Origin of the sequence: Arcobacter sp. CECT 8989 (assembly GCF_004116715.1) — a bacterium.
Lineage (GTDB): Bacteria > Campylobacterota > Campylobacteria > Campylobacterales > Arcobacteraceae > Halarcobacter.
This window is the reverse complement of record NZ_PDKE01000011.1, coordinates 107,937-120,852: the sequence shown is the minus strand read 5'-3', so window position 1 is coordinate 120,852 and position 12,916 is coordinate 107,937. Positions and strand designations below refer to the sequence as shown.

Annotated in this window: 12 protein-coding genes and 4 tRNA genes; 11 read left to right on the top strand and 5 right to left on the bottom strand. The window is 28.2% G+C overall.

Annotation, left to right across the window (positions count from 1 at the left end; translation table 11 throughout):
• The coding region (locus CRV02_RS11230) for a sodium ion-translocating decarboxylase subunit beta (protein WP_164968998.1) at positions 1-127 on the top strand (127 nt) is incomplete at its 5' end.
• A gap of 28 nt (positions 128-155) precedes the next feature.
• Positions 156-1,736, top strand: coding sequence for a phosphoenolpyruvate carboxykinase (ATP) (gene pckA / locus CRV02_RS11225; protein ID WP_129090409.1), 1,581 nt, complete (start codon positions 156-158; stop codon positions 1,734-1,736).
• 23 nt (positions 1,737-1,759) lie between these two features.
• On the opposite strand, the gene CRV02_RS11220 is transcribed toward pckA, so the two are convergent.
• Positions 1,760-2,791, bottom strand: a complete 1,032-nt coding sequence (locus CRV02_RS11220) for a bifunctional 3,4-dihydroxy-2-butanone 4-phosphate synthase/GTP cyclohydrolase II (RefSeq protein WP_129090408.1) — start codon at positions 2,789-2,791, stop codon at positions 1,760-1,762.
• A gap of 124 nt (positions 2,792-2,915) precedes the next feature.
• Between CRV02_RS11220 and CRV02_RS11215 the strand changes: the two genes are divergently transcribed.
• From CRV02_RS11215 to CRV02_RS11190, 6 genes are all read left to right on the top strand, one after another.
• Positions 2,916-2,990 (top strand) — tRNA-Gln (locus CRV02_RS11215).
• An 18-nt stretch (positions 2,991-3,008) separates the two neighbouring features.
• Positions 3,009-3,085, top strand: a tRNA-Met gene (locus CRV02_RS11210).
• A 23-nt stretch (positions 3,086-3,108) separates the two neighbouring features.
• Positions 3,109-3,185, top strand: a tRNA-Met gene (locus tag CRV02_RS11205).
• Positions 3,186-3,287: 102 nt separating this feature from the next.
• A tRNA-Thr gene (locus tag CRV02_RS11200) sits at positions 3,288-3,364 on the top strand.
• A 125-nt stretch (positions 3,365-3,489) separates the two neighbouring features.
• A complete protein-coding gene (locus CRV02_RS11195; RefSeq protein WP_129090407.1) occupies positions 3,490-4,167 on the top strand; it encodes an alpha/beta fold hydrolase in 678 nt (225 codons plus the stop codon).
• Positions 4,168-4,188: 21 nt separating this feature from the next.
• Complete coding sequence (locus tag CRV02_RS11190; RefSeq protein ID WP_129090406.1) at positions 4,189-5,592, top strand: ATP-binding protein; 1,404 nt, start codon at positions 4,189-4,191, stop codon at positions 5,590-5,592.
• A gap of 2 nt (positions 5,593-5,594) precedes the next feature.
• On the opposite strand, the gene CRV02_RS14850 is transcribed toward CRV02_RS11190, so the two are convergent.
• Positions 5,595-5,762, bottom strand: coding sequence for a hypothetical protein (locus CRV02_RS14850; protein ID WP_164968997.1), 168 nt, complete (start codon positions 5,760-5,762; stop codon positions 5,595-5,597).
• 254 nt (positions 5,763-6,016) lie between these two features.
• Between CRV02_RS14850 and CRV02_RS11185 the strand changes: the two genes are divergently transcribed.
• From CRV02_RS11185 to CRV02_RS11175, 3 genes are all read left to right on the top strand, one after another.
• Positions 6,017-6,736: an SDR family oxidoreductase gene (locus CRV02_RS11185; RefSeq protein WP_129090405.1), complete on the top strand. Its 720-nt coding sequence runs from the start codon at positions 6,017-6,019 to the stop codon at positions 6,734-6,736.
• Between the two features lie 18 nt (positions 6,737-6,754).
• Positions 6,755-7,723, top strand: coding sequence for a response regulator transcription factor (locus CRV02_RS11180; RefSeq protein ID WP_129090404.1), 969 nt, complete (start codon positions 6,755-6,757; stop codon positions 7,721-7,723).
• Between the two features lie 68 nt (positions 7,724-7,791).
• Entirely contained in the window at positions 7,792-10,053 is a 2,262-nt protein-coding gene (locus CRV02_RS11175) for a methyl-accepting chemotaxis protein (RefSeq protein ID WP_129090403.1), read from the top strand.
• A 156-nt stretch (positions 10,054-10,209) separates the two neighbouring features.
• Here the strand turns inward: CRV02_RS11175 and glyS are convergent, their stop codons facing one another.
• The 3 genes from glyS to CRV02_RS11165 all read right to left on the bottom strand — a co-directional run bounded on the left by glyS (position 10,210) and on the right by CRV02_RS11165 (position 12,916).
• Entirely contained in the window at positions 10,210-12,222 is a 2,013-nt protein-coding gene (glyS, locus tag CRV02_RS11170) for a glycine--tRNA ligase subunit beta (protein ID WP_129090402.1), read from the bottom strand.
• Positions 12,223-12,379: 157 nt separating this feature from the next.
• Complete coding sequence (locus tag CRV02_RS14845) at positions 12,380-12,541, bottom strand: hypothetical protein (protein WP_164968996.1); 162 nt, start codon at positions 12,539-12,541, stop codon at positions 12,380-12,382.
• A complete protein-coding gene (locus CRV02_RS11165; RefSeq protein WP_129090401.1) occupies positions 12,542-12,916 on the bottom strand; it encodes a hypothetical protein in 375 nt (124 codons plus the stop codon).

The following is a 12,916-nucleotide window of genomic DNA, read 5'->3' as shown; positions in this document are numbered from 1 at the left end:
GGTTGTATCAAAAGTTGGACAAGAATATGACAAATCGAATGTATTATTAATGCATGCGATGGGTCCAAATGTTGCTGGTGTTATCGGTTCTGCCGTAGCTGCTGGTGTACTTTTATCGATTTTTTAAAAATTTTAATTAGTAGGGAATGTAGGAAATGTCTGAAATTAAAGACTCACTTGGTTTAGAAAACGTAGGTAAAGTTTATAGAAACTTAGATGTAGATAGTTTAATGAAACACGCAGTAGAAAATGAGGGAGCTAAAGTCTCTTCTACTGGTGCGTTAATGGTAGATACTGGGATTTTTACAGGAAGAAGTCCTAAAGATAAATTCTTTGTTAACCAAGATCCATCAAATAAATATATTGCATGGGGTGATATTAATAGAAAAGTTTCTAAAGAAGTATATGAAGATTTAGAAGTTGTTGCTAAAAAACAATTAGGTGGTAAAGATTTATATGTAACTGACGTTTATTGTGGTTCTTCTTTAGATAGTAGAAAATCAGTTAGATTTATTACTGAAGTAGCTTGGCAAGCACATTTTATTCAAAATATGTTTATTGTTCCTCCAAAAGAGGATTTAGAAAACTTTGAGCCAGAGTTCACTGTTTATAATGCTTGTAAAACTGTAGATATGGCATATGTAAGTCATGGTTTACATTCAGAAGTATTTGTTGTATTTAATGTAGAAGATAACACTGCACTTATTGGTGGTACTTGGTATGCTGGTGAGATGAAAAAAGGTGTATTCTCTATGATGAACTATTGGTTACCTTTAGAAGGTAAACTTCCAATGCACTGTTCTGCTAATATTGGAGAAGATGGTGATACTGCCCTATTCTTTGGTTTATCAGGAACTGGAAAGACTACACTTTCAACTGATCCAAAAAGAAGATTAATTGGTGATGATGAGCATGGTTGGGATGATAATGGAGTATTCAACTTTGAAGGTGGTTGTTATGCTAAAGTTATTAACTTAGATGGTGAGTCTGAACCAGATATTTTTAATGCAATTAAAAAAGGTGCTATTTTAGAAAATGTAGTAGCTGATGAAAATGGTGTTGTTGACTATACTGATGGTAGTAAAACAGAAAACACTAGAGTATCATATCCAATTGATCATATTCCAAACCATACTCCTGATATGAGAGGTGGTCATCCAGAGAATATTATCTTCTTATGTGCAGATGCATTTGGAGTACTTCCTCCTGTATCAAAACTTGATAAAAGACAAGCAATGTACTACTTCCTAAGTGGATATACTGCAAAAGTTGCAGGTACTGAAAGAGGTATTACTGAGCCAGTTGCAACATTCTCTTCTTGTTTCGGTGAAGCATTCTTACCACTTAACCCAACTGTTTATGCAGAATTACTTGGTAAAAAAATAGATGAGCATGGTGTAAATGTTTATTTAGTTAATACTGGATGGACTGGTGGTCCTTATGGTATTGGTTCAAGAATGAGTATTAAAAATACTAGAGCTTGTATTGATGCTATTTTAGATGGTTCAATTAATAATTCAGAGTTTGAAACTCTTCCAATCTTTAATTTAGAAATTCCTAAAACACTAAACGGTGTTGATACTGAGGTTCTAAACCCAAGAAATACATGGGAAGACAAAGAATCTTATGATGAAACAGCTGTTAAACTTGCAGGAATGTATATTGATAACTTTAAAAAGTATTTAACTTTAGAGAGTGATTATGACTTTACGTCAGCAGGACCAAGATTAATCTAAATAAATAAAACAAATAGAGTGTATTAACACTCTATTTGAATCTCTTCAATAATTTCTAAACCAAATCCATTTAATCCTACAAACGAGTGTTTTCCCCCACTTGTCATTAATTTGATTTTCTTTACATTTAATGAGTTTAAGATTTGAGCTCCAATACCATAATCTTTTTGAGACTCTTTATGTACTTTGTCTTGTCCTAAGAAGATTAATAATCCACCCTTTGCTTGTAAGAAGTTAATTGTTTTTAGCATTGAGTTTAATTTCTCATCATTTAAGAATAAATCAATATCAGGGATTACTGTATGAAATTTAACATGAGTTACTTCTTGAGGCTCACCAAATTGAATAACAGTATGAATATCACCTAAATGATCTTTAAACTCTCTTTTAACAGCTTTTGAACCAAAAAACTCTATATCATCTTTTTTTACTTCATCAACTAACTTTTCATGACTTAATCTATACTCTACTAAATCAGAGATATAAATTTGTTTCATATCATGTTTTTGAGCAAAGATATCTAAATCATCTCTTCTTGCCATAGTTCCATCATCTTTCATTATTTCACAAATAACAGCCTCACCATTTAGTCCTGCTAACTTACATAAATCAACACTTCCTTCAGTATGACCTGTTCTAACTAATACTCCACCATCTTTTGCAATTAATGGAAAAATATGACCTGGTTTTACTAATTCTATTTCTTTTGAAATAGGATTAGCTAAAATCTTAATAGTATCATCTCTCTCCCCTGCACTAATTCCTGTTGCTGCATCTGCTGCATCAACTGAAACTGTAAATGCTGTTTCATATGAAGAAGTATTTGAATTAACCATAGGATTTAAATCTAATCTCTGTGCAGTCTCTTTTGTTACAGATACACAAATTAATCCTTTTGCATGACTAGCCATAAAGTTAACCTTCTCAGGAGTACTTAATGCTGCAGCATAAACTAAATCCCCTTCGTTCTCTCTATCTTCATCATCTAACATAATTACCATGTTACCTTTTTGTATCTCTTCTATTGCTTCTTTTACTCTTTGTATTGCATTCATATTTTCTCTTTCATAATAATATTATTTCTTGAATTTTTTATATTATATCAGAAATTTCAAAATTTTTTCTAAAAACCCTTGACAAACAAAATATTTTTTACTATAATTTCGGCACTTAAAAAGATGGGGTATCGCCAAGCGGTAAGGCACTGGTTTTTGGTACCAGCATTCGTAGGTTCGAATCCTGCTACCCCAGCCACTTTTTTAAGTAGCATATCGCGGAATAGAGCAGTCCGGTAGCTCGTCGGGCTCATAACCCGAAGGTCGTTGGTTCAAATCCAGCTTCCGCAACCAATTTTAATAAATGATGTCTTTATGTCAAGGTAGCTCAGCTGGCTAGAGCGCTGGTCTCATAAGCCGGAGGTCGAGAGTTCAAGTCTCTCTCTTGACACCATGTTAAAGCTTGAAATCGTCAAGTTTGGTAGACATCACTTTATTTTTCCCTTTATCTTACCATTGTTTAACTGTAAACTTTGATAAAGGTATTTATTTGTATGCTGATGTAGCTCAGTTGGCTAGAGCAGCTGATTTGTAATCAGCAGGTCGTAGGTTCGACTCCTATCATCAGCTCCATTTTGCGAATAAAAATGAAATAGAATTACTTTTTATACAAAAATCCTATAGAATTTCCCTCCTAAAAATTTTAATACTTTATTCTTTCTATTTCATTTTTATATCTTTTTATGTAAAATCCCTTTATGAAACAACCATTACTACTATTACCTGGACTAATGTGCAATGAAAAGCTTTGGTCTAAAATGAATTTAACAAACTACAAAACATTTGATATTCCAAAAGAAGACACAATAGATGAAATGATAGAGCAACTACATATATCTTTTTCTAAGTATAAAGAGCCTATAAACCTTATTGGCTTCTCTTTAGGAGGATATTTAGCTTTAAAGTATGTTATTAAGTACCCTACTAGAATAAATAAAGCATTAATTATCTCTTCAGGAATTGATTCTTTAAAAGAGACAGAGATTTTAAAGCGAAAAAAGATGTTAGAAACTTTAAAAAGAAATAACATTAACTCTTTGAGTTTCATGGCTATTTCACAACTATTAGAGGATAAAACAAATGAAGAAAACCTTGACATAATAAATCAAATGTTTGATGAGCTAGGTTTAGAAGTCTATAATCAACAATTACTTGCAACAATGAGAAGAAAATCTCTTTTTGATAAACTTATCAATGTTACTAGCCCTATTCAGTTTTTAAGTGCTACAAATGATTCTTTAGTTAATTTAGAGCCTATTAATAAACTATGTGAAATGAAAGATAATTTCCAATTAAAAACTTTAGATACTGATTCACATATGCTTCCACTAGAATATGAACACTTTTTATACAAGGAAATCCAAAACTTTTTTTAATATATAATGTTATAATTATTTATGAAAAATTTATTAAACTTAAAAAAGCTAACATTAGTTTATTTTATAGTCTTTTTATCTTTAGTTTTTTGGGCTTTTTTTGCCTATTCAACTATGAATCAAATGATATCTAGTCAAAAGATATATGCTAAAATAATAAATATCACTGGAAAACAAAGAATGCTATCTCAAAGAACTGCATTAATGGCAAAACTAAGCTTCGAGAATGGAACTAGTGACTATATTGATAAAACAGCACATTTATTAAATCAAATGAAAGAAGATCATAAATTTATTATTTCAAACATAACTTCTAATGAAATTAAAGATATCTATTTTAAAAAGCCAAACTATTTAGATTTTCACGTACAAGCCTATTTTAAAAGTGTTGATAATTTTCTTTCTAATAAAAGTAAAGAAAATCTATTACGAGTAGAAGAGTTTTCTAATGATATTTTACCAAGGTTAGACAATGCTGTTACACAGTTTGAAGTAGAAAGTGATAAAAAAATAGAAAAACTTATGAAGCAGGAACTATTTATTCTACTTGGAACACTTTTAACAATACTTCTAGAAGCTGTGTTAATTGTAATACCTTCAATTCAATATAACAAACAGAAAGAACATGAATTAAAAGAGTTAAATAATAGTTTATCAAAACAAGTAGATGCTGCTATTAAAAAAAGTAAGAAGCAAGACCTTATTATTGCAGAACACTCTAAAAACCTTACTATGAAAGAAATATTAAATAATATAGCCCATCAATGGAGACAACCTTTGTCTATTATAACTACATGTACAAGTGGGTTAAGGCTCAAAAAAGATTTTAATAACCTAAGTGATGAAGACCTACAAGAAAGTATTGATATAATACTAAAAAACTCAAACTATCTATCTAATACAATTGAAAACTTTAGAGACTTTTTTGATGAATCATTAAATACTTATTATACTTTTAATGAAGTTATAAATAAAACAAAAGAGCTACTAGCACATAGGCTTGAAAATAAAAATATATCTATAATTGAAAATGTAGAAAAAGATATCTCTTACTTTGGAAATGAGACAAGGTTAGTACAAGTATTTATACAGATTTTAAATAACTCTATTGATATTTTACTTGAAAAAGATTTTGATAGATATATATTCATTGATATAAAAACAAAAAATAACCTTATATTTATAAAAATACAAGATAGCGGTAAGGGTATAAATGAAAAGATTCAAGATAAAATATTTGAGCCCTACTTTACAACAAAACATCAATCTATTGGAAAAGGAATAGACTTATACAATTGTAAACAGATGATTGAGTCTTTATTTAAGGGTAAAATAACAGCTAGTAATAAAGAGAAGTATTTTCAAGATAAGAGATATAAAGGGGCTTGCTTTACAATAACAATCCCCTTAAAGGAAGAAAACTAAGCTTAGTCTTCAGTTGCTTCGTTAATAGCTTCTTTTGTAGCCTTATAAGCTTTGTTAGTTCCTTTTTTTGTTGCTTCCCATGCATCGGAAGAGTCTTTTTTAACCCCTTTCCATGTTGCACAACCACTAAATATAAAAAGTATACTTAAACCTAATAAAAAAGCTCTCATTTTAGTCTCCTATTAAATTGTAATTTTTTTAAAATCTAAATAGTTTTTAACCGATAAAATTATATCAAAATAGTTTTTCTTCTTTATTAAATAAATTTCAATGTAATTTAAAAACAATCAATACTATTTTATGTTTCTTAATATTGGGATGAATTTACATTTATTCTTCCATTATTATTTCAAATCAACTATAGAACGTTATTAGAACGTTAGTTCATATATAATCATTTAATAAAAACTAAAAAGGATAAAAAATGAAAGAATTAGTAGTAATTACAGGTGCAAGTTCAGGTATTGGAGAAGCAACAGCAAAAAGGTTTTCTGATGCAGGTCATCCTCTTTTATTAATTGCAAGGAGAGTAGAAAAGCTTGAGGCATTAAACTTACCAAACTCTATTTGTGCAAAAGTTGATGTTACAGATTTTGATGAGATAAAAAAACTTATAAGAGATGCAGAAGAAAAGTATGGAAAAACTGGTTGCTTAGTAAATAATGCAGGAGCAATGTTATTAGGTTCAGTAGATACACAAGACATAAAAGAGTGGCAAAAGATGTTTGACTTAAATGTTCTTGCTGTATTAAACTGTATGCAAGCTGTACTATCTGATATGAAAGAGAACAGAACTGGAACAATTGTAAATATCTCTTCAATTGCCGGTAAAAAAACATTTCCCACTCATGCAGCTTATTGTGGTACAAAATTTGCAATTCACGGAATCTCTGAAAATGTAAGAGAAGAAGTAGCTACTTTTGATGTAAGAGTTGTAACTATTGCCCCAGGTGCAGTTGAGACTGAACTATTATCGCATACAACTGATGATGAAATTATCAAGGGTTATGAAGAATGGAAAGAATCAATGGATGGTGTAATTGTTGCAGATGATATTGCTAGATCAATTGAGTTTGTATACTCACAACCACAAAATGTAAACATTAGAGAACTTGTAATCGCTGCAACTAGACAAGAACCGTAGAAATAGCTAGAATATATAATGAATTTTAAAGTTGTATCTTTTAATGATAGTTTAAAACTAAAAGCTATATCAATTTTTAATATCTTGAATATGAAAGAAGCTATTCATATTCAAGATGTCGATTTTTTGTTAATTGATACAGAGACAATAGATGATAATGCTATCGAATCCTATAAAAATAGAGAGGCCAGTTGTTTCCTACTTTTTGTTGTAAATAATGATGAAGATATAAAAAAACTTTTAAAAAATGGTTTTTCAAACTATATTCAATATTCTTTTTCTTCTGAAGAATTAAAAAGTTGGTGTAAGTTTTTTCAAAAGACAAAAAAAACAGAAATAATTCACTTAAACCAAGAAATCAATATAAATCTAAAAAAAAGTGAAATATTCATAGATAATCAGATATATATTTTAACAAAGCAAGAAATACTACTATTTAAATCTCTATCAAAAGGAGAGTTTGTATCTACAAAAAATTTGAAGTCTTTATTAAAACTAAATAGTGATACATCTGTTAGAACGCTTATTAATAGAATTAAAAAGAAAATTAAATTTGATATATTTATTCAAAAAAGAAATCATGGTTATAAGCTAAATATTGATAATTTTGAAAAGGAAAACAATAATTCAGAACTTTATATAAAAGAACTGGAAGAGCAAAATACATTAATTCAAAAAATAGTTGATAATTCTTCTGTTTATATTGTAACCTTTATTCATAAACAACTTTTTTGTATAAATAAAGCTTTTAGAGATTTACTTGGTAATGAAGTCGTAAAAGAGCTTTGGGATGAGGAAAATGGGGATTTCTTTCAACTAATAAAACATAGTTCTAAAAATAAAGAGCAATTAAAAAAAGAGCTTTTTAACAAAAAAACAATAACAGAAGTAAAAATATATGACTTTAAATCAGATGGGTTTTATGACTTTAAAGTAGAAACATATTTTTTCAAAAAGCTTGATAAACACCTTCTTATTTTTTCTTAATATTTGCTGCTAAACAAAGTCTACATATTATCTCTCTATAATATAATATCTTTTTTTAAGGTTATTCTATGTTTAAAAATTTAACTTTTAGCAACAAATTATTATATGGTGTACTTACTGTACTGATTCTTACATCTATTATTACAACTTATTTAATCTATAACAAAGCTTTTGAAGCAACAAAAACAACTTCAGAAAAATATATGATTGAATTAGCTCATAAGAATGCTTTAGAAATAAAAGGGGATATTGAGAAATCAGTTGTATTAATTAAAACATTTAGTTCTACTTTAGAAACAGCCTTAAAAGAAGATTTTATTTATAGCAAGCCTGAACTAGTATCACTGATGAGTTCTGTATTAGAAAAAAATCCCTATATTGTAGGAGTCTGGTTATATCTTGAACCGAATACCTTTTATGAAAATAATCCTTCAATGGCAGGAAGGTATTCACATGATGAAAATGGTAGATTTTCCCCTTATGTATTAAAAAATAATGGAAGCCTAGATTTAATGTGGCAATATCCTGTTTTAAAAGCAAACTCTTGGATATTAGAACCTATGAGAACAGGTAAAGAGTTTATTTCTGAACCTTATAAATTTGTTGTTGATGGAGAAAATGTATTAAATACAACAGTATCAATACCTTTATTTAATAATAATGAAATAGTTGGTGTTGTAGGTATAGATATCTCTCTTGAGTCAATAGTTAAGAAAATTTCTAAATTAAAACTTTTAAATAATGGATATGGATATATATTAACAGCAGAAGGTACAGTTATTGCTCATCCAGATGAAGAATATCATGGAAAAAAACTGATTGAATTAGAAAAAAATGAAATAACAAAGAAGATTTTAGAAAATATAAAAAATAAAAAAGAGTTATTTTTTGATAATACGTCTACATATACTAATAAATCCTCATATAATTATCTTGATACTTTTACTATCGCAAATTCTGGTGTTAATTGGGGATTTGGTTTATCTGTACCAAATGAAGAATATTTAAATGATGCGTTTACAATAAAAAACTTTTCAATTATTGCAAGTTGTATTTCAACTATTTTAATAGCACTTGTATTATATTATTTTACTAAAATTCTAAACTCTAAGTTAACTATTATTCAAAGTGGATTAAATAGTTTTTTTGATTTTTTAAACAAAAAAACAAAAAATCCTAAGAATATAGAAATATCAAATAATGATGAGTTTGGGAAAATGGCATTAAATATTAATAATAATATAGAAAATATAAGTTCAAATATTCAAAAAGAGAGTCTTTTACTTGATGATGTTAAAAAAGTGCTTAGTAGTGTAAACCATGGATATATTGATAAAAAAATAACATTATCTTCAAATTCTGATACTTTAAATGAATTAAAAAACCTTATAAATAATATGCTTAAAAATTTAGAAAACTTTGTAGGAAATGATATAAACAAGCTGTCTGAGATTCTTGAAGAATATTCAAGTAATAATTTCACGTTGCAACTTAATGAAAAAACCTCAGGAAAACTTGGGAATAAAATTATATCTATGAATGATATGATTAATAAGATGCTTCAACAAAATCAATTAGATGGTAAAACCTTAGAACAAAGTTCTTATCAGTTAAATAATAATGTAAAAATATTGACACAAAATGCATTAAAACAGATTAGTTTTTTAGAACAGACAACTGATTCAATAAATCAAATAAGTGAGAATATAAGAGATTCTAGCTCTAAATCAACACAGATGTTTAATATATCTTCATGTACAAAAGATTCTGCAATAAAAGGAAAAAAATTAGCTTTTCAGACAGCTAATTCTATGGATGAAATAAATGAAAAAGTTTCTGCAATAAATGAATCAATTTCTATCATTGATCAAATTGCATTTCAAACAAATATTCTTTCACTAAATGCAGCAGTAGAAGCAGCAACAGCTGGTGAAGCAGGTAAAGGTTTTGCTGTTGTAGCACAAGAAGTAAGAAATCTGGCAAATAGATCAGCGGAAGCTGCAAAAGAGATATCAAAACTTGTTCAAAGTGCTACGGTTCAAACAAATGAAGGTAAAATAATAAGTGATTCTATGATCGAAGGATTTAATGACTTGGAGAATAATGTTGTTGAAACAAATAAACTAATAGATTCAGTAACAAATGCAGCAAAAGATCAAGAAAATAAAATAAATGAAATTAGTCAAATTATAAATGAATTAAATAGATTTACCAATGAAAATACAAAAGTTGCAAATAAAACAAGTGATATTGCAAGTCAAACAAAAAAGATATCTTCTAAAATAGTTGAAAATGTTCAAAAAAACAACTTCAATGGAAAAGAAATTTAAGCTAAATAATAAAATAACTGATAGGGTCTATATACAAATAGTTTTTCAATTTTATTATTTCTTATAGAAACTTGATAATTACAAACTCAACGAATCAACTTTATAGAGCAAATTTACAAACCCTCATAATATTAGGTTTGTAAATTTAACTATTGATTATATTGTAATCTCTTTAATATCAGCAATTTCTTTGAATGCTTGATAAACTTTACCAATAATATTTTTTCTATTTGCTTTAATGTTTTCATCTTCGTGATTAACAAAAACATTATCAAAGAAATTATCAAGTTGTGGCTTTAAAGCAAATAAAGCATCTAACTCATCTTCATAGCTTAAGTATTCTTTTGAAGTTACACTATTAAATGCCTCATAAAGCTCTTTTTCTTCTTTATCTTCTAAAAGCTCTGCCTTAACTGCTAATTCTGAGTTAATATCTAAATCTTTAATGATATTTGCAACTCTTTTAAATGTTGCAGAATACTCTTTAAAGTTATCACTTAATACTATAGGATTTAAAGCACAAAGTTTTTGAGAAATTTTAAAGATATCACTCTCTTCTGAACCTAATACTGCTTTTAATACAGATGGATTTACATCAAAGATCTTAAATAATCTTTCATTGAAAAATTCTACTAGTTTTGCTTTTTCTAAACCTTTATAGTTAGAAGCTAGTACGTCAATAATCTCTTCTAAATCAATTGCCAGTTTATGTTCAATTGCAATCTTTACAATACCAGCAGCTGCTCTTCTTAATCCAAATGGATCTTTTGAACCTGAAGGAATTTTTCCAACAGAGAATAGTCCCATTAAGTTATCAAGTTTATATGAAAGTGCTACAATAGAAGAGAATGTAGTTGATGGTAAGTCAGAATCCTCTCCATCTGGTAAATATTGCTCTTTTAGTGCTGTATATATTTCTTCTTTCTCACCAGCAATTTTTGCATAGTAATATCCCATAAGTCCTTGAAGTTCTGTAAACTCAAATACCATTTCAGACATTAGATCAGCTTTTGAAAGCATTACAGCTTTTTGTACTGATTCTTTATCTTCACCAAGTTTTTCTGCTAAGAATGTAGCTATTTTAGCTTCTCTTTCGCATTTTTCATACATAGACCCTAAACCTTCTACGAAAGTTAACTTTTTAAGTCCTTCGTTAGATAATCCATTTGCAATATCATTTTTCCAGAAGAACATACCATCTGCAAGTCTAGGTCTAAGTACTTTCTCATTTCCAGCGATAATATGAGAGAAGTCTTCAGTTTTAGAGTTTGATACAACGATAAAGTTGTTTGTTAGCTCACCATCTTTATAAACAGCAAAATATCTTTGGTGTTCTTTCATTGAAGTTACAATAACCTCTTCTGGTAACTCTAAAAACTCTTCATCAAATTTACCAATTAAAGCCGTTGGATATTCAGTAATTGCAACAACTTCTTCTAATAACTCTTCATCAATATCAATTTTTACACTATTTGAAGCTTCAATCTCTTTCATTTGTTCTAAGATTTTTTTTCTTCTTTCATCAGGGTAAAGAATAACACCATTTTTATCTAGTTTGCAGAAATAATCACCTGCAAAATCATAAGTGAAAGGCTCATATGAAACCATTCTATGTGCAAATGAGAAGTTAGAAGATTTAACTCCAAAAAGTTCAGCCTCAACTACTTCTTCACCTAAAAGAATAGCTAAAGATCTAATTGGTCTAATAAAGCTATCAGTTCTGCTAGCCCATCTCATTGATTTTCCAAAATCTAAAGATGAAATAAACTCATTTACCATATCATTTAGTAAATCTTTTGCTTCAATTCCTGAAACCTCTTTTTTATAATATAGAACTTCACCTCTACCTTGGTCTTTTCTTTCAAGTTCATCAACACTTACACCACATTTTTTTGCAAAACCAAGTGCAGCAGGAGTAGCTTCTCCATCTTTAAATGCAATTTTTACAGGAGCACCAAACATCTCTTCAACTGAATCTTCTTGCTTAACTTGAAATTCTCTATGCCATAATACTAATCTTCTTGGTGTATAAAAAAAGTCAAAATCACATAATAATCTATTTTTTTCTAATATTTTTGCCCATTTCTTTTCAATATTTGGTAATTCTTTTAAAAATGGGATTGCTGGTAATTCTTCTACACCAATCTCTATTAATAATGGTTTATTCATCTATTCTTCCTTAGTAAACTGTATGAGAGTATATTTATCTTAAAAAGTAGATATTTTATCGAAAGAAGGCTTATTTTTTGGTTAGTAAGTATTATATTTAAGTAACTAAAAAACTCCTTTTGGGCCTAAAGGAGTTGATAGCTAAAATTAAGTATTTTTAGTTTTTTGTTTTAGTCTCGTCTTCTTTTTCTTCAGGTTCTTCAGAAGGATTCATTCTATTTTTATGTTTTTCAATTTGTTGCTGGTTAAAGCCTTTAATAAACATAAAAACAAAAAACACAAAAAGAACTAAAACAATAACATCTAATATTTCTTTCATTTATTTATCCAATAAGTTTGAGTATATAACTCCATCTATTTCATTTAAAGCAATTTTTTCAATCTCATTTGAGTCTTCTATTATTGCTAAAACTTTTGAATCAAAAATATAGTTTTCTGCTACTTTTTGAACATTCTTTGCAACTCTTTTTTCACAAATAATATATTTACTATTTAAAGCATTACAATAAATAGCTTGTGTTAAGTTTTCTACAACAACTGCAAACTCTATATCATTTTTACTACAATACAATAGAAGATTTTCATCATAGTTAAAAACAACTGTTGAGTTAGCAATAGTGTATTCAATATCTGCAATTGAATCAATAAAACTTAAATTTTCTGAAGGAACTAAGTTATCACCAATTAAAATCAA